Origin of the sequence: Microcystis sp. M109S1 (assembly GCF_020247025.1) — a bacterium.
Lineage (GTDB): Bacteria > Cyanobacteriota > Cyanobacteriia > Cyanobacteriales > Microcystaceae > Microcystis.
Window position 1 is genome coordinate 1 of sequence record NZ_JADBRW010000418.1, and the last position, 20,281, is coordinate 20,281.

The following is a 20,281-nucleotide window of genomic DNA, read 5'->3' on the forward strand; positions in this document are numbered from 1 at the left end:
GATAGGGATCATAATGCAGCCATCAACATTCTTAAAAAAGGGTTGAAATATTTGGGAAATCATCTCAACGGTACTGTTGGGCAAACAGAAACCGACCCAAACGCCTTGGGAGAGTCCGGTAAGAAAGATTTTCAGTGGAGACATTGAGAATCTAAGCTGTCTCGTTGAACAAGGAATTTCTAACAGCGATGGGTCAAGAATCCCCCGTCACAGCGTAGCTTGACGGTGGGAGTATGTCAATTAACTTAGCATTTTCCCGGCGATCGATGACTGCTCTGGAGAAATCAAAAATCTTCCGTTAGGTGAGGAGACAGGAGACTCCGAGACAGGAGACAGGAGATGGGGAGGTAAGGAGACAGGAGATAGGAGACAGGAAATGGGGAGGTAGGGAGATAGGAGATGGGGAGGTGGGGAGATGAGGAGAAAAAAGACAAGAGACAACTATCCTAGCCATAAAACCGAAAATTATCGCAAATTTATCTGAGTTTTAAGATATTTTGAGCCGATAGCACCTCGAGAACTTACTTTTGCAGGAGGTCTAATACCAAATCCGGTTATTAAAGACTGATTATTTATTCCTCCTTTTGCCTCTTGCATGAGTGCCTATCCTCATAAGTGGCCTATAATCAACGGATTTATTATAAGGGACATTTAGAAAAGCTATAGTAGGGAAAAGGCTATTTTTCCGGCGAGGTGACAATTTATGGCAGTCAAAAAAGAGTTTTCCAGTTTTCAGCAACTGTTGCAAACCACTAATCTCCCCGTGTTAGTGGATTTCTATGCCACTTGGTGCGGTCCTTGTCAAATGATGGCTCCGATTCTAGAACAAACGGGAATGTATTTCAAAAATCGCCTACAAATTGTCAAAATTGATACAGACAAATATCCCAATTTAGCCAGTAAGTACGGTATTCAAGCTTTACCGACTTTAGTAGTCTTTAAAAATGGTCAACCGATCGATCGAATCGAGGGAGTGGTGCAGGTTAACCAACTGGTTCAACATTTACAAACTCTGTTGTAAGATAATTTTGAACCAGAACTAGGAGTTAGTGTCATGGCAAAGGCGATTTGGAATGGTGCAGTGGTAGCGGAAAGCGATAACTGCGAAATTGTCGAGGGAAACTACTATTTTCCCCCCGATACCATCAAAGCTGAATATTTTCAATCCAGTAACACCCATACCATTTGTTCTTGGAAAGGAGAGGCTAGTTATTATACTCTTAGGGTAGATGGACAGGACAATAAAGATGCCGCTTGGTATTATCCCGATCCTAAACCAAAAGCCCAAAATATTAAAGGATATATCGCTTTTTGGCGAGGTGTGAAGGTTGAGAAATGATCGCCATCTACCCCGGCAGCTTCGATCCAGTTACACTCGGTCATTTAGATATTATCGAACGCAGTGTGCCACTATTCGAGCGAGTAATCGTGGCAGTTCTTTGCAATCCCCATAAAAACCCCTTATTTACCGTCGAAAAACGCATAGAACAGATCAGTTACTGTACAAAACACCTGAAAAACGTTGAGATAGACAGTTTTTCAGGATTGACGGTTGAATATGCCAGATTGAAAGGCGCTAAGGTGCTGTTGCGGGGGTTGCGGGTCCTCTCAGACTTTGAAAAAGAACTGCAAATGGCCCATACCAATAAAACCCTCTGGGAAGGGATCGAAACGGTTTTTTTAGCCACCACCAAAGAATATAGTTTTTTAAGTAGTAGCGTGGTTAAAGAAATCGCTCAATTCGGTGGCTCCGTCACCCATCTAGTCCCAGAAAACGTTTCTAGAGATATTTACTCATACTACAGTTAACATACTAGAATACAGCAATGAGGACGATCTGAACCTATGGCGCGCCGAGAACCTAATGATCGCAGAAAAGCAGTACCTAACACTTCTAATAGTGGGGTTCCCAGTCCACCCGTCGATTTCGATATCTATCAGGATTTGGCGCGTCTGCAAGAGATGATTTTTGATAGTTTCCATATCCCCCTTACCCGTTGGACAATCATCGATGAGGGACAGATATCCGAACAGATCGATCTCATCTATGAAACCGTGCCACCGGCAGTACAGAAAGCTTTAGCAATTTTGCAGGAAGAACAGGAAATTATCACTAAAGCAGAAGAATACGCTCAACAAGTCCTTCGTTCCGCTCAACAAAGGGCTGCCCAAATTCTCGATGAGTCCGGTATTATTCAACAAGCAGAACGGCAAGCGGCCCAAATTCGTCAACGGGTTCAGCAGGAGTGTGAATCCTTGCAACAACAAACCCTCGATGAAATCGAACAGATGCGTCACAGCACCTTGCAGGAAGTGCAACAGTTACGACAAAAAACCCAAGCTGAATGTCATGAAATTCAAAAAGGCGCTGACGACTATGCCGAAGCAGTTTTAGAACATCTCGATCGAGAATTAGGGGAAATGTTACAAGTTATTCGCAACGGTCGTCAACAGGTAAGATCGAAACCAACATCGTCAAAAAATCTACCCGGAGAACGTCCTTAATCAGTGATCAGTGATCAGTTATCAGTTATCAGTTATCAGATGTAAGTTTTAAGTTAATTAGTTAGTTATCTTCATCTTTATCCCTGATTACTGTTTGCTTACCACTGAAAAGCAGCCAACCCCTAATATCTCACTGATAAATGATCACGGAATTTCATGAATAACCCCTCCTCGAATTCCCATCTATTCGGACGCTTTCTTAGCGGGTTATTCAGCTGGAAAATTTGGTTATTTGTCCAGATATTTCAAGGCAGTAAAAGCTTTTATCGATTCCTGTATCATTATTTATATCGTCGTCCTAAAATCGATCGCATTCTCGGTAGCGATGTCATCTATATTCCTGAGAAAAAACTTTATAGCATTCCCCTCGATGTGCTGAAAATGGAGCGGCAAATGGTTAATAGTGATCGCCAGCAGTTGACTTCTATTACTACTTGGAAAGTTAAAACGATTCATCCCACCATCACCGAAACCGAGATACAATTCCACGATATTACCGTCGATTTACAACAGGTACACCTGATTAAATCAGACCTTGATAACTACGATTATACTAATACTCGCCGCTTGGCTCCTCTGGTGAAAACCTTGCTTTTTGAAATTAACCCCAAAATTGCCAGTTTAGTAGAAAAGAGAAATCAATTACATAGACTGCGAAATCTGGCCGCATCTTCCGAAATTTTTCATTCACAAACCCGATTGTACGATCGAGCAATTAATCAAGTACAGCTAATTATTGATCAAGCGGAAACTTTGAGACAAGAATGTTTGAAATTTATCCGAGAAACCCTGATCGAACGGGAATTAGTGCAATCCGATATCGATACCAATCTCGTTGATTTGCCCCTCGATTTTGCTAGTCAATATCAACTAATTCAAGAAAAATATCAACTCTGGAAAGAAGAAGTACAAGCTTATTTTGAATTAAAAGATTCTTCCCTACCTAAAAATTAACTATCACCGTCAGTTATCAGTATTCAGGAGATTATTTTTAGTTATTCTCCCTGCTCCTTTTTCCCCAGTTCCCACTTTCCTATACTTTTGAAACAGGATTTAGTATTATGTCAAGTTTAACGGCAATTCGTGAACATATTTTTGCTTGGGGAAAACGCACCTATATCATGGGTGTTTTAAACGTTACTCCCGATAGTTTTAGTGATGGGGGAGAATTTGACAATGTTGAAAATGCCCTGCTACAGGCAATGAAAATGATCGAGGCCGGGGCTGATATAATCGATATCGGTGGTCAATCCAGCCGTCCGGGAGCCGAAGAAATTAGCCTAGAAGCAGAATTATCGCGAGTTATCCCCGTAATCACTGCTATTCGACAACAAAGTTCTATTCCTATCTCTCTCGATACTACCCGGGCGATCGTGGCAGCCCAAGGTATCGCCGCTGGGGCCGATTTGATCAATGATATTTCTGGGGGAACCTTCGATCGCCTATTATTGCCCACGGTGGCTAAATTGGCCGTTCCCATCATCCTCATGCACCTGCGGGGCAATCCGCAAACCATGCAATCTTTAACACATTATGACGATTTAGTCAAGGAAATTAAAGAATTTTTACAGGATCGCGTTAAGGAAGCTTTACATTGGGGTATTGCTAGGGAAAATATTATCATCGATCCAGGGATTGGTTTTGCCAAAACCGGGACACAAAATCTTGAGTTATTGCGAGAATTAGGGCAATTTCGGGATTTAGACTTACCTATTTTAATTGGATTGTCGAGAAAACGCTTTATTGGCGAGATTACAGGCAAAGATGACCCAAAAGAACGAGTTTTCGGAACGGCGGCGGCCTGTGCAATAGCGATCGCTAAGGGGGCCGATATCCTGCGCGTCCATGATGTGGATGCGATCGTAGATGTGAGGAAAGTGGTGGACGCAATCGAGCGAAGTTGAAAATTTTTGCTAGTCTTAGAATCATCCACACTTCGATCGAAATCAGCGATGAATAGCCAACTAACTAGCGATCATTGTATGTTACCCGTGATTCGATCTCCCCGGGATTATCAAGTTTTTCGCATTAGTGCTGGGGATACGAATCGTTTAGCGATCGTCTTCGATTCTACCGTAGCGGGGGATTCCTTGACCGTTTGTGTGGAAATTTTCGATCCCCACGGTCGCACCCCTACCCATCGTCATCATTTTGCCGTAGAAATGTTTTTTATCCTCAAAGGGGAAGGAATGGCTATCTGTGATGGTAAACCGATTCCCCTGGGTCCGGGGGATAGTTTATTAGTCCGTCCCACAGGTATTCACGAGATTAGAAATGTGGGGGACGGAAGACTTTATGCACTATGTTTTATGGTTCCCAATGAGGATTTTTCGGAATTAATTCGTAATGGCATCCCAGAGGAGTTAGACGCAGAAGATTTAGAGGTGTTGATGGGAACTATTAAAGGATAATCAAGCAATATCATCCCTTAAATTTTGGGCTTTTTTTCTAGAAAGAGGGCGATAAAAAAGGTAAAGGTTCCTCCCAGAAGTCCGAAGATTAGCCAATTTAATCTTGGATAGCCTTTATTGATAGCGATGACTGTAGCAATGCCACCGATGAGACAATGCCAGAAAAAAAGCAACAAGAATAAATCCAAGCTCAGGGAAATATCACCAATTAGTTTCATATTTTATCAGTAGAGCGATAGAGTTAATTGTTTAGATAGCAAATCTCTATAATTTTACCAATGACCGAATCCCTCACACGATCTTATGTTTATTAACCTTTATAATTATTTCTCTTATTTTTTTGTCCAAGGCCATTTTGTTCCCATCTCGGTTAAAGCTGAAAAAACTAGATAGAGAATAAGAAGGGCAACACAAAAGAGAAAAGTCAATAAGTCGTTATTCATCGAGTTATCGCTGATAGATTAAAGGTCACTGATTCGCTACTATTCATTTTCCCAATACTTAGCAATTGCTGCTTTTCTAGACTGTTTAAACAGGATTGATTATTGTTGCTGTTGTGCCAAATAGTTAAGCACTGTTTCCAGATTCAAGTCTAAGCGTTCCGAGATTTGTTGCGGGGTTAAACCGAGGTCTTGCAGTAGAGGAATTGTTTTCAATTTTTGCAAGTTTATTCCCTGTTCAATTCCATCTCCAAAAGCTTCTTGATAGAAACGAGTTTGTTTTAGGTCTTGCAGTTCCAACATAGCTTCAATTTCCTCTCGACTTTTTTGGGGTAATTTATAAATGATTATCGTTTCGATTAAATCAATGACATTTTTCTGCACTAAGCGATCGCTCACTTCTCTTTGAGCCTGTTTAATTAAAATCTTAGCAGAATTAACAGCTTGACTCTCACTTTCCGTAACCAATTTGATCATGGCGATCGCTAAGGAAGGAGTCTCGTCATTTGCCAATTCATCCAGATAGATTCTTTTAATCCTTGCTAGGGATAACAAATCTGCAAATTGCTGGGGATGTTCTCGCTCAATTTCTCGGCTAGGATAAATAACAACTATCTGCCAGGGTGACACAGGTTTATACTGTCTAAGATATAAGAAAAGTTCCGAAAATAATCGATAATATAGGTCTTCATCCTTTTGAAACTGCACTTCTACCAGATAAAAGGGCGAATTTTCTAGATGATCGAGCGGCAAAAATAAACCATCCAATCGAAAAGCTAGTTGTTTAACTTCTTGGGAAGTAAATCGATAATTGCTAACCATAGCATCCGTTCGCTCAATTAATTCAAAGAACGAATCGGGAAAATCGAGAAACATTCGATAAAATATGCTGTCAGTTTTCATGCTGCCACAAAATTGCCTGTAATTTCCGCTTAATCCGCCAACAAAAGAGAATTAACCTATGATCATCCCATCATTTCTGCAACCCGGTGCTAAAGTTTCTCTGGTGGCCACCAGTGGAGCCGTCAAGGAATTAGCCGCCCTAGAAAAAGGCGTAGAAATCTGGCGATCAAGGGGTTATCAAGTGGAATTTAGCGAGAATTGGGCTAATCGTCTCGGTTATCTCGCTGGTAGCGACGAGCAACGTCGTCAAGCTTTAGCCCAAGCATGGCAAGATGCCGATTGTCAAGCAATTCTCTGCGCTAGGGGGGGTTACGGTAGCGCTCGCCTCTTAGAAAATTGGACATGGGCAAAAACTAACCCGAAATGGTTAATCGGTTTTTCCGACGTGACGGGGATTTTATGGAGTTTAGCGAAACAGGGCATTTGTAGCGTTCACGGGGCAGTTTTAACCACCTTAGCCCAAGAAAGTCCCCAATCAATCGATCGCCTCTTTTCTCTTCTGGAAGGTCGTCCTTTAGCCCCTCTTGTCGGTCAAGGTTGGGGTGGGGGCAAAGTGCGGGGACGCTTATTACCAGCTAATTTAACCGTAGCCACCCATCTCCTCGGAACCTCGGTTCAACCCACCCTAGAGGGGGTAATTTTAGCCCTAGAGGACGTAACCGAGGCCCCCTACCGGATCGATCGAATGTTAACTCAGTGGCGAATGCTGGGCATTTTCTCCCAAATTAAAGGCATTGCTCTCGGTCGTTTTAGCCGTTGTCTGGCAGCCCCCGACAGTGATAGTCAAACCGTAGAGGAAGTCTTAAAAGAGCGTTTGGGCGATTTAGGCATTGCGGTTATTGCTGAGTTACCTTTCGGTCATGATGGCGATAATGCCGCTTTACCGGTGGGAACAATGGTAGAACTGGACGGGGATCGGGGAATCTTAGAATTTTTCTATCCCCAATGATCCACTTTTTTGATAGTATCTTAGAGAAGTGTTAACAAATGTAACAAAAAATTAATTATAGATGAAAGTATTAGTTGTCGGTGCGACAGGAACCCTAGGGCGACAGATCGTGCGTCATGCCATCGATCAGGGACATCAAGTGCGTTGTTTGGTACGCAGTCAGAGAAAAGCGGCTTTTTTGAAGGAATGGGGCGCAGAATTAGTCGGGGGAACCCTACGGGATAAGAGTACCATTATTGCCGCTTTAGAGGGAATGGACGCGGTGATCGATGCCGCTACTGCCCGGGCGACGGACTCAGCCAGCATTAAACAGGTGGATTGGGATGGTAAAGTTAATCTGATTCAAGCGGCCAAAACTGCGGGAGTCGATCGCTTTATTTTCTTTTCGATTCTCAATGCCGAAAAATATCCCAACGTGCCTTTAATGGAGATAAAACGCTGTACCGAGAAATTTCTAGCAGAATCGGGGTTAAAATATACAATTCTGCGTCCCTGTGGCTTTATGCAGGGTTTAATCGGTCAATACGCCATCCCGATGTTAGATAATCAAACGGTCTGGATCACGGGGGAAAGTACGGCGATCGCCTACATGGACACCCAAGATATCGCTAAATTCGCCGTTCGCGCCCTAGAAGTCCCCGAAACCGTCGGTCAATCCTATCCTGTGGTGGGCAGCAAAGCTTGGAAAGCTGAAGAAATTATCGAAGTTTGCGAACGCTTATCGGGTAAAGAGGGGAAAATTTGGCGTTTACCCATGGGATTACTGCGTTTTATGCGGGGAATAAGCCGTTGTTTCCAATGGACTTATAATATATCTGACCGACTAGCTTTTGCGGAAGTTCTCGCTAGTGGTCAAGCTCTTGATGGCCCAATGGAAGAAGTTTATCAAGTATTTGGCCTTGATCCGAGTCAAACAACTACTTTAGAATCCTATTTACAAGAATACTTTAGCCGCATTCTCAAGAAGCTCAAGGAAATCGACTTCGAGAAACAAAAAGCTCAGAAGAAGAAGAAAACTCCTTTCAAAAAGAAAGCGTGATTCAGCAGTAGGAAAATTTGTCAATGCCCAAAATCGGCATTATTTACAACGATATTAAGCCTATCGCTTGTAAAACAGCCCATCAGATACAAGATCAGCTACTTTCCCTAGGTTGCCAGGTGTTTATGGCTACTGGCAGCGGTGGCCTGCTAGGCCATTCTAAACCCTCTCGTCCGGTTTGTTTTACCCCGATCGATCAGTTAGTCCCCCCCCACTTCGATCAGGATTTAAGTTTTGCGATCGTGTTGGGGGGCGATGGTACAGTCCTATCGGCGGCCCGGCAGTTGGCCACCCTCAATTTGCCCCTGTTAACGGTCAATACGGGACACATGGGCTTTTTGACCGAAATTTACCTAAATCAGCTTGAACCCGCCTTAGAACTGGTTCTAGAGGGGAATTACACCATCGAAAATCGCTCGATGATCACGGTGCGACTATTTCGCGAAGATACCCTCCTCTGGGAGGCACTTTCTCTCAATGAGGTGGTCGTCCACCGCGAACCCCTCACCAGTATGTGTCATTTTGAGATTCAAATTGGTGAACACGCGCCCGTCGATATCGCTGCCGATGGGGTGATTCTCTCCACTCCTACTGGTTCTACTGCCTATGCTCTCAGCGCCGGTGGCCCGGTAATAACTCCCGATGTGCCGGTATTACAATTAGCCCCCATTTGTCCCCATTCTTTAGCTTCCAGGTCCTTGGTATTTTCTGACAAGGAAACTGTGAATATTTTCCCAGCAACTGCTAATCGGATGGTGATGGTAGTGGACGGTAATGGCGGTTCTTATATCTTGCCAGAAGATCGAATTAATGTGCAGAAATCCCCCTACAATGTTCATTTTATTCGCCTGCAATCAACGGAATTCTTCCGCATCCTCCGGGAAAAATTAGGTTGGGGTTTACCTCATATTGCTAAACCAACTTCGGTGGAATTACCTTAATCAGTTATCAGTTATCAGTGATCAGTTATCAGATGTGAGCTTTCAGTTCACTGATTACTGGTTACTGTTTACTGATAGCTTAATTTATGCTCTCTTTTCGTGCCAAAATAGCTTTTTATTTAGAGGATGTCACCACGGCGATCGGACTGACTGTAAATCTGCTTATCTTGGCATTAATTTTACTATCTTTGGGGATTTATGTGGCTCAAACCTATCCCTTATCCGTCACTTGGCAAATGTGGTTACGTCAGCTTGATTGGGGAATTTTAAGCTTATTTTCCCTAGAGTATTTAATTCGGTTTTGGTGTGCGGAATCAAAAATAGGCTTTGTTTTTAATATTTTTTCCATTCTAGATTTATTGTCAATTTTGCCCCTATTTTTTGGTTTTTTTGATATTAGGTTTTTTAGAATTTTTCGCTGGTTTAGAATTTTGCGAGTGATTCGTTTTTTTGGTTCCGATCTTTCTATTTTTCGGATTAAAACTTCCGATCAGATAGTATTTACTCGCATATTACTAACTCTATTTTCGATTATTTTTGTCTATGCAGGTTTAATTTATCAGATCGAACACCCAATTAATCCCCAAGTTTATCGGACATTTTTTGATGCTTTTTACTTTGCTGTCGTGACTATGACTACCGTGGGATTTGGGGATGTAACTCCCCTTTCTGATGGGGGCAAAATGGTGGCAGTTTTAATGATTTTAACGGGAGTTTTGTTAATTCCCTTGCAAATTAGCGATCTGACTAAACAACTATTAAAATCTGGCACTCAAATTGATTATCCTTGTCCAGATTGTGGTTTACCCCGTCACGATATAGATGCCAATTTTTGTAAAAACTGTGGGGCAAAACTCTTAAAAAAACCTGATTGAGACTAATTCTGGCGAAATTCAGGAGCCGGTCGCCGGTCGTCAGGAGATTATTTTTATTTATTCTCCCCACTCCCCCACTTCCCCACTTCCAATCCGTCTAAATGTTAAGTTAAGTATCGAAGAGCGGCCGTTTCATCACCCAGTAGTAATATAATCACTGAGTTATCAACTTTGATCCTTGAGTATGACTGCATTCACCACAACCCCCACCCTTGCCAATTTGCCCGCCAGTGACAGCCGTAGCCGCGTCAGTGAATTTATGAAATCCCTACAGGATGAAATTTGTCAGGGATTAGAAGAAGTGGATGGACAAGCAAAATTTATCGAAGATAGTTGGCAACGGCCCGAAGGTGGCGGCGGACGTTCGCGAGTTTTGCGGGAAGGGGCAATTTTTGAACAAGCAGGGGTGAATTTTTCGGAAGTTTGGGGGAAAGAATTACCTCCTAGCATTGCCAAACAACGGCCCGAGGCTGCCGGTCATGAATTTTATGCCACGGGAACCTCGATGGTCTTGCATCCTCACAATCCTTATATTCCCACGGTTCACCTCAATTATCGCTATTTTGAAGCAGGTCCGGTTTGGTGGTTTGGCGGTGGCGCTGATTTAACTCCCTACTATGCTTTTGAAGAAGATGCTAGTCATTTTCACCGCACTTTTAAACAGGTTTGCGACCAACATCATCCCGAATATTATCCCGTTTTTAAACGCTGGTGTGATGAATATTTTTATCTCAATCATCGTCAGGAAGCCAGAGGCATCGGCGGGATTTTCTTTGATTACCAAGACGGTTTAGACCCTCTCTATCGTGGTCCTTTTGCCGAAAGTAATGCCGCTATCTATTCAGAAAAATTATCTCCCCAACAACCGCGCAGCTGGGAAGAAATTTTTAGTTTCATTAATGACTGTGGCCGGGCTTTTCTACCCGCTTACGTTCCCATTGTCCAGAAACGGCACTCGACGGAATACGGTGACAGAGAACGTCAGTTTCAACTCTATCGTCGCGGTCGTTATGTAGAATTTAATTTAGTTTATGATCGTGGCACAATTTTTGGGCTGCAAACTAACGGTCGTACCGAGTCGATTTTGATGTCTTTACCTCCTTTAGTCCGTTGGGAATACTGTTATCAACCTGCACCAAACACCCCAGAAGCAAAACTCTATGATGTCTTCCTAAAACCCCAAGATTGGGTTAATTGGCAAGCTTAAATCAGTTATCAGTTATCAGTTATCAGTTATCAGTTATCAGTTATCAGTTATCAGTTATCAGTTACCAGATTTGAGTTTTAAGTGAGCATTATGTATTAAGTGAGCAGTATTAAATAGCAGTTTCCTACTGTCTTTTTACTGTTTACTGTTCACTGATCACTGTTTACTGATCACTGATTACTGATCACTGATTACTGTTCACTGTTCACTGAAAATACTTTCCACACCCTTGTCAAGTAAATAAATCTAAAAATTTTGGCTAATTTTTGGACACCTCTCCATACTCGTCTGGAAACCACGGTGAAAAAGGGACAATTACTACCTAAAAATGCGTCTCTGTTAGTGGCATTGTCGGCAGGTCAGGATTCCCTCTGTTTAGGGCAATTATTGCTGGATTTGCGCTCTCGTTGGGGTTGGCAACTAGCGATCGCTCATTGTGATCACCGTTGGTCCTCCGACCGAGGATTAGTCACTCATGTGCGGGAAATCGCCGAAATTTGGCAATTACCTGTTTATATTACCACCGCACCCCCCATGGCGGAAACGGAAGCCAAGGCCCGACAATGGCGTTATCAAGCTTTACAAACAATAGCCCAAGAACAGGGTTTTAATTATCTTCTCACGGCACACACGAGGAGCGATCGAGCGGAAACTTTTCTTTATAATCTCATGCGCGGGGCGGGTAGTGATGGACTTTCTGCCTTAACTTGGTTGACAAGTTTAACCCCAGATATTTTTTTAGTCCGTCCCCTCTTAAATGTCACTCGCGGGGAAACTTTCGCTTTTTGTCAAAGTCGAGAATTACCGATCTGGTATGATCGAGCTAATGAGAATTTACGCTATGCTCGCAATCGCATCCGTCAGGAATTATTACCCTACCTGCAAACTAATTTAAATCCCCAAATCGAAAAACATCTCGCCCAAACTGCCGAAATTTTGGAAGCAGAAAGCGATTATTTAGATAGTATTGCCCAGGATATTTTTCGCCAGGTTATCGATCTAGATCAACAAAGACTCGATCGCTCCCCTTTACAAATTCTACCTCTAGCGATACAAAGACGAGTGATTCGTTTATTTTTGGCTCAATATTTACCCTCATCCCCTAATTTTGCCGAAGTTGAGTCAGTGGTTAATCTCATTACCGGTGTTAATCGCGATGCCACTTCCTCCTTAACCGGCAAAATTCGAGTAGAAGTACAACAAAATTGGCTATATATCAGTGATCAGTGATCAGTTATCAGTTATCAGTTATCAGATTACAGTTTTAAGTGGACAGTGTTAATAGTAATACAATTAAACTAAAAATAAAATTGGCGTAGAATAATGAGCGAAACTAAAGTAATTGATCGAGAAAGTTTACTGGTCAATCTCCGGCAACAACTGCGAGCCGGACAACAGGAATTAGCCGATTGGCAAGGGGGAAAAATGGCCATTTCTGCGGTGCCGGGGGCAGGAAAATCCCACAGTTTGGCCGTAGCTGCCGCTATGGTTATTGCTCGTGAGCAACTTCATGCTAAAAAACAGTTAATTATTGTCACCTACACGCGCTCGGCTGCCGCTAGTATTAAAGCTAAAATTAAACAACGCTTGCAAGATTTACAACTTTCGGCCCAAGGTTTCAGCGTCCAAACTCTGCACGGACTGGCCCTACAATTGGCCCGTCGTTACTCGGAATTATCGGGATTATACCTCGAATCTTCTACCTTAGTTATTCCGACTCCTAGCCACAGAATTATTAGAAACTCGGTGGAAAAATGGCTAATTACTGACCCAATTCGTTATCAAAAGTTATTAGAAGGAGTGGAATTTGATGGGGAAGAAACAGAAAGATTACGCCGTCAATCGGTGTTGAGAACCGAAATTTTACCTAGTCTTGCCTATACGGCCATTCATGAGCTAAAAAGTTCGGGATTATCACCGCAGCAAGTCTGGGAATTAAGCCACTACACCGACGATAATTATCAAATTCTCGCTATTGCTAGTGGTTTGTACCAACAGTATGAAATCCTGATGCGTCAGAAAAACTATATAGATTATGATGACATGATTTTAGGAGCCTTGCGAGTATTAGATGAAGAAAAAATTCGCCGACAATGGCAAAAATCTGTCTTTGGAGTCTTTGAAGATGAGGCACAGGATTCTAGTCCTCTCCAAGAAAAACTAATTACTATTTTAGCAAAAAATAATGACGGGGAAATACCTAATTTAATTCGCGTGGGCGATCCCAATCAAGCGATTAATTCTACCTTTACCCCTGCCGATCCTGTTTACTTTAATTGGTTTTGTGAAAGTTGTCAAAACGAAGGCAATTTATCCACTATGAACCAAGCAGGTCGCAGCAATACTAAAATTATTGAAGCTGCTAATTTAGTTTTACAATGGGTCGATCGAGATTGGAAACAGGGGAAAGATAATCATAAAGTTACCGAGGCTCCTTTTCGAGTTCAAGCGATTCTTCCCGTCGGTGCTGAAGATCCCCAACCTAATCCAGTTAAGGAGGGAAAAGGATTAGAAATTTATCAACCCGATGACATTTATCAAACAGTGGAATTAATTGAAAAACGTCTAGTTAAATTACTCCAAGAAAACCCTCAACATAATGCGGCTATCCTCGTTAGAGAAAATCGACAAGGACACTTTTTTGCTCAAAAATTTGCCCATTTTTATAAAAGTTATCAAATCAGAATTTTTGAAGCTAATGAGATCGATCGCTTTTCCCAAATTCCCGCCGAAATGCTGAAACTATTAGCTTTTGTCGAACGTCCCCACTCTCCCGATTATCTCAAGGGGGCTTTAGAAGTGCTACAATTTAGGGGTTTAATTACTGCCCAAGACTTAAATCCTTTAGTTACCTATCCCGAACAATTTCTTTATCCCACTCCCCTCGATCCTGAACTCAAATCTAACGAAAAAATCGCCCGTCGTTATTGCTGCAGTCTATTAAAAGCTAGATTAGAATTACCCCATTATCAACTCTTATCTTTTTTCGCTATGACTCTCCAATATTCGGGGTCAGAATTAGCCACTTTGCAAAAATTAACCGCCCGTATTTATCAGGAAACTGCTGGTAATAGTTCTCTAAAAAATACAATTAATACTCTCAATGAAATTATCGCCTCTGAGCGCTTTGAAGGAGTGGAAGAAGATAACGACGATTGTTATACTCGTCCCGGACAACTGACGATTATTACTATGCACAAAGCCAAGGGTTTAGACTGGGATTATGTTTTTATCCCCTTTCTTCACGAAGATATTATCCCGGGCAAACCTTGGGTTCCCAATGGGGCAAAATTTTTGGCAGATTTTACCCTCGCAGAAGTGGCCAGAGCGCAAATTCGAGCAGCAGTTCATCAACGCTATTTAAACCCCGACAGCATACCAATTATTCCCCCACCTTTAAGCGCTTGGTTAGAAGCTGGACAACTTAAAAAAGCTGAAGAATACCGACTTTTGTATGTAGCTATGACGCGAGCAAAAAGACTTTTATGGATGTCGAGTGAAAAAAAAGCTCCTTTTCGTTGGAACACTTTTCGCGGAGATGAAAGTAGTCAATTACAGGATAAAAATCCCTGTCCTGTCTTTCCTGTTTTAATCAATGCTTTCCCCGATTCTTTCTGTGTTTAACTGTTGCTGCAGCGTCCGCGGATAAAGAATTAGGAAGACAAACCACCAAAGGAGTATGGGAATAGATAGGAGTAGAGTTAACCAGAGACGCTGGGTTAAAAACCAACACCCAGCAATCAGGGTAATTCCTGTCAACAGAATCGACCAAGGTTGACACCAACGGGGTTTGTGGTCCCAAACGTTATCGGATTTCGAGTTAGACATTGGTTACGGATCAGTAATTTAAGTAGTAGGACAAAATTAACTTCTTGGTTAGGATAGGCAAAAGGCAAGAGGTGGTTAGATATGTCTAATTAATTCTGTCTGGCTAGTTACTAACTCAATTTTAGAGCGATCGAGCTTAAAAAACACCTAGGAAGACCGAAAGAGTAAAAAATTACTCGATTTACTTATTTAAAAATAACTCCCTGCAATCATACCCGCTAATAAAATAAAACCGACCCAAACATTTTGACCGAACATTTGACCATAAACTGGTTTAGGTAAATCCGATTGACGTAACAGCCGGTATTGACGCAACCAAGCGATCGCCGCTAGACCCAACCCTAGCCAAAAAGAGGCTGATAATTGCAGTTTTTGCCCCTCCCAAGCCAATAAACCCACTGTTAGGGCAAAAAAGACCACCACGGCTTCCGGGGCGTATTTGCCGAAAAATATGGCACTAGAGTTAATACCAACCTTGAGATCATCCTCTCGATCGGACAGAGCATAAATTGTATCAAATGCCAATGTCCAAAAAATCACCGCTCCCCATAATATAAATGTATTACTATTTAACGACCCGGTGACGGCACTCCAACAGATTAAAACGGCAAAACCCCAAGCGAGAGAAAGAACCAATTGCGGTACAGGAAAAAAACGCTTGGCCAGAGGATAGCAGATAATCAAGGGAACGGCGGCTAAACATAGGCAAAAACTCAGGAAATTGAGATATAAAGCTAAAATTGCGGCAGAAAAGAAAGCAATCAGAGCGATAATCAGACCAACCTTGATCGATAAAGCTCTGGCCGCTAAAGGACGGTTACGGGTGCGATCGACTTGTGGATCGATATCCCGATCCCAAAGATCGTTAACCACACAGCCGGCGGCGCTAGTGGCCAAAGTTCCCAAAACGATCACCCCGATCAAGGGTAGCGGTGGCACCCCGTCTGCCGCCAAAAATACCGCCCATAAAGCGGGAATCATCAAAATTAACCTACCGGCGGGTTTATCCCAGCGCAAGAGGCGAATAATCGTCATCCAAGTGGGTTCTAGATCGGGTTGGGATATAGTCATAATTTCTCGTCAAAAGTAGAAACTAGGAGTTAACGGTGTGTGGGGTGTAGGGTGTGGGGTGTAGGGTGTGGGGTGTAGGGTGTGGGGTGTAGGGTGTGGGGTGTAGGGAGAACAAAGCTGCCTCTTGCCTTTTGCCTTTCCTAACCAAGAAGTTAATTTTGCACGACTACTTACTTAACCTGATTACCAGCCCCAACTATTGGGAACGCCTTTAAACGGACCAACCACATCGGAGGTTATCCATCCCCCGTAAAAGTTACCCGGTTGCGGTTGTACTAATTCACCGTCGGCATAACAAGCGGTCATTTTGGCGGGATAAAAAGCCAGATAATCCTTAATTGCCTGAAACTCTGGTGTTGGCTCCGGATAATACCAAGCGGCGTTAATTACCTGTTGATCCCCAACGGTGATATTGTAATATCCCGCTAAACCTTTCCACTCACAAAAAGACTTTTCTGCTGTGGCTTGCAGGTATTCCATTTTAATATCTTGGGGCGGTAGATAATAAACTGGGGGATGACTGGTTTCTAGAACTCGATAACTGCTTTTAGTATCGGCAATTATCACACCATTAAAGATAATTTTTAGGTGTTTAGGCGATAATTCTAGGCGCGGGGGACGCGGATAATCCCAGACGGATTCCTGTCCTGCTTTTGCTGGTATCGGTTGGGGACGAAACATAATTTTTCAAGTTTATAGTATTCAATTATCAGTTATCAGTTATCAGTTATCAGTTATCAGTTATCAGTTATCAGTTATCAGTTATCAGTTTTGAGTTTTAAGTGAGCATCATCAAATAGCAGTTTACTGCTCACTGTTTACTGCTCACTGTTTACTGCTCACTGTTTACTGCTCACTGTTTACTGCTCACTGTTTACTGCTCACTGCTCACTGCTCACTGAAAAGAGTTTTCTCAGGGTTTCCACTCGCTCTCGATTGACATTTAAATCCGATTCTCCTAACCGGGAGGCCGAGCGAACATCGATCGCATTTTTGCTAGGATTAAGAGAAAATTCCAGATCATCGACAAATCCCATCCATTGACTGCTAAATTCGGCGTAGAGATAGTTACTATCTTGGTTAATAATTTTAGTTCTCGGTTGGGAAGCGATAATTTTAGCTAATTGCTCGATCGCTTCTTTGCCGCTACCCTGATAACTAAGGGGTTCGATCGAATGAGCCTGATCCTGACTCTGACTACTAACACAATTAGGAGTGACCGGACAAGGGGCCAGTTTACCCTCCCTGACTCCCAAATAATCGGGACGAGTACCTGCGAATAAACTGACGCTATCGGGAGCAATTAACCTAATTCCTAGCCAGATGAGCAGTATTACTAGGAAAATAAACGGGGTTAGCCGGAAAAATTTTTTCACCGTGTCGGAAGTTTCAGTCATGCTAGTCTTACAGAATCACTTCAATTAACTTAACATTGATAGGTGTGACAATATCAGGAGATAGAATAAGATGTTTCTCGATGAATTACAACCCGTTGTTAAAGAACTGATTCAACAACCGATCGCTTTTTTCGGTGGTTTTGCCTCGGGATTACTGCGCTTGAAACTTTCGGACGATCCCCTCAAAAAATGGTTAGAACAGCAGGGATTAGTCAGTTTTAACGACAATAATCAGGATAACGGCAACAGTCCCCAGTCGATCTCGATCGATTAGGGATCAGGGGTTAGCTGTTGGGGATAAGGGTATTCTCCCATCCCCAACACCCCCCGTTTACCACTGCATCAGCTTAACTTTCGGCTGAAAGTAGATAAATTTCCTCGGCTACTCGTTTTAAGCGTCTTAATTGCGCTTCCATATCCTTTTTCGTCCATTTGGCGGCGAATTGCTGGAATCCCCACCCCACAACCGGATTAGGAATCGCAAACTCAAAACGATTGATTAGACAAGTGCCGCCATCATTGGGTTGACATTCCCAGCGATCGCATCCGCGAAAAAAGCCTTCAAATTGCCAGACAATTAATCCCGGTTCCCTCTCAATCACCGTACTTTTTAGCGTTGGCTGAATTAGGGGAATTTGAATCAAAAAACGACTTCTACCACCGATATCGGTCTTCCAGTCGCCGATAGGTTCACAAACTAACACCGGATTCAACCAACGACGCATTAACTCTAAATCCGTGATACAACGCTCCACCGTCGTGGCACTAGCTTTAATCTGAATTGATTGTTCAAATACTTGACAAGATGACATTGATCTGCTTATAAATTGCTGGCTGAGAATTTCAGTAGTCGGACAAAAATAAAGTTAACTGTTTAGACAAGGCAACAGTAAGGGTTTTGTACTTGGTTACATTTCTTAACATTGAAGTATAACCTAATTTGCTACCCAAAACGAAAACTTCCTACCTCACCATTAAGATAACTGCTCTCAGGCTCACTTTTTCACTAGCTTGAGCAACTCTCGAAAACGTTGGCGTAAACTCTCGATATTAACTGATAATAACATTGGTATCGATAACAAAGCGTTTAGTCATCTTCATTTAAGAGAGATTCTAAAATTTCAAGGGTTAATCCTCTCTCTTGTGCTTTTTGTCCAATAGTAGCCATCGTTTTATATAATTTGTCCAGAGATTCTTTTCTAGATAAATTTGAAGATTGAACATAAAAAGCAATTTTTTCTGCTATTTTTTGGCGTTCTTCTTCCGTTGCATTCCAATAATTTTCAGCAACATCTAAAGAAACTTTGATTCGGATTTCTGTTTGATAGTTTGTCATAATTATATTTTCTTAGTTTAGTAGTAAAGAAATTTAGTCGGAATTAATAGCCTCCCTTCAGCCAGCGTTACAGTTGAGAAGTTTCAGTTACTCTAGCGCATTGTTAAACCGATTGTCAAGTTTAGTTACTCTCAATTTAAGATATGTAATTTACTTTGGTTGCTAAAAACCAGAGCCGCTAGTGTAAGTATTCTTCAGTGCCTGGACTAAATCTAGAGATGACGTTGGGGGAAGGCTAATGCAGGAACGGTAAATAAATTTGGCTGAGTTGTTTGCTATGATTAGGGGTAATTATTAACACTTCTTAAAGAGCGAGTGGGAAAATGAGGCAAGTCATTGTACATCGAGACGAAGATGGCTATTGGATTGTGGAGTGTCCAAGTCTCAAAGGCTGTGTTAGTCAGGGAAAAACGAAAGAAGAAGCCTTGATTAATATAAAAGAGGCGATTGCCGGTTATATTGCGGCTTTAGCGGAAGACGGCCTGCCGATTCCAGCAATTATTAGAAACGCCGAAGTCTAACCATTATGAGCGGAATTAATCGCGAGATTTTTCTTGACACTAAGCATATTTCTAAACATCTACCGAATACTCCACAATCACGGAGATTACTGTTACGAGGACGAGCTATTCATGTGTTTAAAGATGAAGATACAATGCTACGAGTTATTCAGGCTATCATAGAAAGGGGTGAATACACGGGAAATATTCGTAACTATGAACGCTATGGGCTATTTTTTGCCGAAGCGATTGGTTGTCGAATTAGCCCAGATGGTTTAAAGTCTTCTTTATTCTACGGCGAGGTTAAGATTAATGCAAACAACCAATATCACGCAATTCCTCGAACCCGACCTAGTGAAGGATAATTGGCGCTTCCTAGAAGTTTGGGTGGATTCCATGCAGTCCCCTCCCTATATCCTGCTAGTGTTGATCGATAAGGCGAGGGGATGTTATGTTTTTGATCCTGCTGAAAAGTACCGTCTCGTCAAGGCGTTTCCAGATTATGAAGAGGCTCAACTCTGGCTCTTGGAAGATGAATACGAACCGATTGAAGGACGATTATCTAGTGAGGAAAGCGCTTAGATTTGCTTAAACTTGTCGTTTGGAATAAAGTCAGAATATCGCCTGACCAGTGCCGTTAGGGTAAGCGCCGAGATAGTTACGAATGGAGTCAGGTTTGGGTAATTGGCGCTAGGATTATCGGAGGATTTTCTTTCGGCGCCGGTAGAAAACAATTAGGGCTCTTCGTTACTCTTTATGCTAAATCAACAGACAAGATGCCAAGATAACATACTTCTAACCCAAAAATTCCGAAAGTTTCTAAAGCCATAGCCTCTTCGTTTTATTAGTTTAAGTTTATTGTTGATTCCCTCGACCACC

The 20,281-nt window shown here is 42.3% G+C and carries 27 protein-coding genes and 1 pseudogene; 19 read left to right on the plus strand and 9 right to left on the minus strand.

Features of this window, described 5'->3' with window-relative positions:
• The 8 genes and pseudogenes from IM322_RS20410 to IM322_RS20445 form a co-directional block, all read left to right on the plus strand.
• Positions 1-223 (plus strand): annotated as a pseudogene (locus IM322_RS20410) (RNA-guided endonuclease TnpB family protein); the annotation flags it as partial.
• Positions 224-703: 480 nt separating this feature from the next.
• On the plus strand, positions 704-1,021 hold the full coding sequence (gene trxA / locus IM322_RS20415) for a thioredoxin (RefSeq protein WP_287676099.1): 318 nt from the start codon (positions 704-706) through the stop codon (positions 1,019-1,021).
• Positions 1,022-1,054: 33 nt separating this feature from the next.
• Positions 1,055-1,339: a DUF427 domain-containing protein gene (locus tag IM322_RS20420; RefSeq protein WP_002800052.1), complete on the plus strand. Its 285-nt coding sequence runs from the start codon at positions 1,055-1,057 to the stop codon at positions 1,337-1,339.
• Complete coding sequence (gene coaD / locus IM322_RS20425) at positions 1,336-1,809, plus strand: pantetheine-phosphate adenylyltransferase (RefSeq protein ID WP_002758057.1); 474 nt, start codon at positions 1,336-1,338, stop codon at positions 1,807-1,809. Before IM322_RS20420 ends, coaD begins: the two co-directional genes overlap by 4 nt.
• Before the next feature lie 36 nt (positions 1,810-1,845).
• Positions 1,846-2,505: an ATP synthase subunit B family protein gene (locus tag IM322_RS20430; RefSeq protein WP_041803739.1), complete on the plus strand. Its 660-nt coding sequence runs from the start codon at positions 1,846-1,848 to the stop codon at positions 2,503-2,505.
• Positions 2,506-2,661: 156 nt separating this feature from the next.
• Positions 2,662-3,459 (plus strand): hypothetical protein, encoded by a 798-nt coding sequence (locus tag IM322_RS20435; RefSeq protein WP_287676100.1) that lies wholly within the window; start codon positions 2,662-2,664, stop codon positions 3,457-3,459.
• A gap of 107 nt (positions 3,460-3,566) precedes the next feature.
• Positions 3,567-4,409, plus strand: coding sequence for a dihydropteroate synthase (gene folP, locus IM322_RS20440; RefSeq protein ID WP_287676101.1), 843 nt, complete (start codon positions 3,567-3,569; stop codon positions 4,407-4,409).
• 48 nt (positions 4,410-4,457) lie between these two features.
• Positions 4,458-4,916 carry a cupin domain-containing protein gene (locus IM322_RS20445; protein WP_002758047.1) on the plus strand — a complete coding sequence of 153 codons (459 nt, stop codon included), beginning with the start codon at positions 4,458-4,460 and terminating at the stop codon, positions 4,914-4,916.
• A gap of 17 nt (positions 4,917-4,933) precedes the next feature.
• Here IM322_RS20445 and IM322_RS20450 read toward each other — a convergent pair whose 3' ends face one another.
• Complete coding sequence (locus IM322_RS20450; RefSeq protein ID WP_036389287.1) at positions 4,934-5,134, minus strand: hypothetical protein; 201 nt, start codon at positions 5,132-5,134, stop codon at positions 4,934-4,936.
• Positions 5,135-5,458: 324 nt separating this feature from the next.
• Positions 5,459-6,259: an Rpn family recombination-promoting nuclease/putative transposase gene (locus IM322_RS20455; RefSeq protein ID WP_287676102.1), complete on the minus strand. Its 801-nt coding sequence runs from the start codon at positions 6,257-6,259 to the stop codon at positions 5,459-5,461.
• Positions 6,260-6,317: 58 nt separating this feature from the next.
• Between IM322_RS20455 and IM322_RS20460 the strand changes: the two genes are divergently transcribed.
• The 7 genes from IM322_RS20460 (at position 6,318) to IM322_RS20490 (ending at position 14,894) form a co-directional block, all read left to right on the plus strand.
• Positions 6,318-7,208: a S66 peptidase family protein gene (locus tag IM322_RS20460; RefSeq protein WP_287676103.1), complete on the plus strand. Its 891-nt coding sequence runs from the start codon at positions 6,318-6,320 to the stop codon at positions 7,206-7,208.
• Between the two features lie 61 nt (positions 7,209-7,269).
• Complete coding sequence (locus IM322_RS20465) at positions 7,270-8,247, plus strand: SDR family oxidoreductase (protein WP_286826662.1); 978 nt, start codon at positions 7,270-7,272, stop codon at positions 8,245-8,247.
• Positions 8,248-8,270: 23 nt separating this feature from the next.
• The gene (locus tag IM322_RS20470) at positions 8,271-9,188 is read left to right on the plus strand and encodes an NAD(+) kinase (protein ID WP_147069238.1); all 918 of its coding nucleotides are present in this window, start codon (positions 8,271-8,273) and stop codon (positions 9,186-9,188) included.
• 86 nt (positions 9,189-9,274) lie between these two features.
• Complete coding sequence (locus IM322_RS20475) at positions 9,275-10,063, plus strand: ion transporter (RefSeq protein ID WP_287676104.1); 789 nt, start codon at positions 9,275-9,277, stop codon at positions 10,061-10,063.
• A gap of 184 nt (positions 10,064-10,247) precedes the next feature.
• Positions 10,248-11,270, plus strand: coding sequence for an oxygen-dependent coproporphyrinogen oxidase (hemF, locus tag IM322_RS20480; RefSeq protein WP_287676105.1), 1,023 nt, complete (start codon positions 10,248-10,250; stop codon positions 11,268-11,270).
• 255 nt (positions 11,271-11,525) lie between these two features.
• Positions 11,526-12,500 (plus strand): tRNA lysidine(34) synthetase TilS, encoded by a 975-nt coding sequence (gene tilS / locus IM322_RS20485; RefSeq protein ID WP_287676106.1) that lies wholly within the window; start codon positions 11,526-11,528, stop codon positions 12,498-12,500.
• Between the two features lie 93 nt (positions 12,501-12,593).
• Entirely contained in the window at positions 12,594-14,894 is a 2,301-nt protein-coding gene (locus IM322_RS20490; RefSeq protein ID WP_287676107.1) for an ATP-dependent helicase, read from the plus strand.
• Here IM322_RS20490 and IM322_RS20495 read toward each other — a convergent pair.
• From IM322_RS20495 to IM322_RS20510, 4 genes are all read right to left on the minus strand, one after another.
• On the minus strand, positions 14,859-15,098 hold the full coding sequence (locus tag IM322_RS20495; protein WP_158200090.1) for a DUF6737 family protein: 240 nt from the start codon (positions 15,096-15,098) through the stop codon (positions 14,859-14,861). The two genes, IM322_RS20490 and IM322_RS20495, sit on opposite strands and share 36 nt — an antisense overlap.
• Before the next feature lie 189 nt (positions 15,099-15,287).
• Positions 15,288-16,169 carry a 4-hydroxybenzoate solanesyltransferase gene (locus IM322_RS20500; RefSeq protein WP_287676108.1) on the minus strand — a complete coding sequence of 294 codons (882 nt, stop codon included), beginning with the start codon at positions 16,167-16,169 and terminating at the stop codon, positions 15,288-15,290.
• A 183-nt stretch (positions 16,170-16,352) separates the two neighbouring features.
• Positions 16,353-16,850 carry a DUF427 domain-containing protein gene (locus IM322_RS20505; protein ID WP_287676109.1) on the minus strand — a complete coding sequence of 166 codons (498 nt, stop codon included), beginning with the start codon at positions 16,848-16,850 and terminating at the stop codon, positions 16,353-16,355.
• A 200-nt stretch (positions 16,851-17,050) separates the two neighbouring features.
• Entirely contained in the window at positions 17,051-17,566 is a 516-nt protein-coding gene (locus IM322_RS20510; protein WP_287676110.1) for a DUF1499 domain-containing protein, read from the minus strand.
• A gap of 70 nt (positions 17,567-17,636) precedes the next feature.
• On the opposite strand from IM322_RS20510, the gene IM322_RS20515 reads away from it, so the two are divergent.
• Positions 17,637-17,840 carry a ssl0294 family protein gene (locus IM322_RS20515; RefSeq protein ID WP_002737727.1) on the plus strand — a complete coding sequence of 68 codons (204 nt, stop codon included), beginning with the start codon at positions 17,637-17,639 and terminating at the stop codon, positions 17,838-17,840.
• A gap of 73 nt (positions 17,841-17,913) precedes the next feature.
• Here the strand turns inward: IM322_RS20515 and IM322_RS20520 are convergent, their stop codons facing one another.
• Both IM322_RS20520 and IM322_RS20525 read right to left on the minus strand, forming a co-directional pair.
• The gene (locus IM322_RS20520) at positions 17,914-18,378 is read right to left on the minus strand and encodes an SRPBCC family protein (RefSeq protein WP_002768535.1); all 465 of its coding nucleotides are present in this window, start codon (positions 18,376-18,378) and stop codon (positions 17,914-17,916) included.
• Between the two features lie 275 nt (positions 18,379-18,653).
• Positions 18,654-18,902: a hypothetical protein gene (locus tag IM322_RS20525; protein ID WP_287676112.1), complete on the minus strand. Its 249-nt coding sequence runs from the start codon at positions 18,900-18,902 to the stop codon at positions 18,654-18,656.
• A 323-nt stretch (positions 18,903-19,225) separates the two neighbouring features.
• On the opposite strand from IM322_RS20525, the gene IM322_RS20530 reads away from it, so the two are divergent.
• Genes IM322_RS20530 through IM322_RS20540 form a run of 3 tightly spaced genes read left to right on the plus strand, consistent with a single transcriptional unit; the run spans position 19,226 to position 19,984 of the window.
• Complete coding sequence (locus IM322_RS20530) at positions 19,226-19,423, plus strand: type II toxin-antitoxin system HicB family antitoxin (protein ID WP_287676113.1); 198 nt, start codon at positions 19,226-19,228, stop codon at positions 19,421-19,423.
• A gap of 5 nt (positions 19,424-19,428) precedes the next feature.
• The gene (locus tag IM322_RS20535; protein ID WP_287676114.1) at positions 19,429-19,767 is read left to right on the plus strand and encodes a DUF6972 family protein; all 339 of its coding nucleotides are present in this window, start codon (positions 19,429-19,431) and stop codon (positions 19,765-19,767) included.
• Entirely contained in the window at positions 19,715-19,984 is a 270-nt protein-coding gene (locus IM322_RS20540) for a hypothetical protein (protein WP_002736772.1), read from the plus strand. The genes IM322_RS20535 and IM322_RS20540 overlap by 53 nt, the downstream gene beginning before the upstream one ends.
• Before the next feature lie 182 nt (positions 19,985-20,166).
• Here IM322_RS20540 and IM322_RS20545 read toward each other — a convergent pair.
• A partial coding sequence (locus IM322_RS20545; RefSeq protein ID WP_130758671.1) for a transposase occupies positions 20,167-20,281 on the minus strand: 115 nt, incomplete at its 5' end.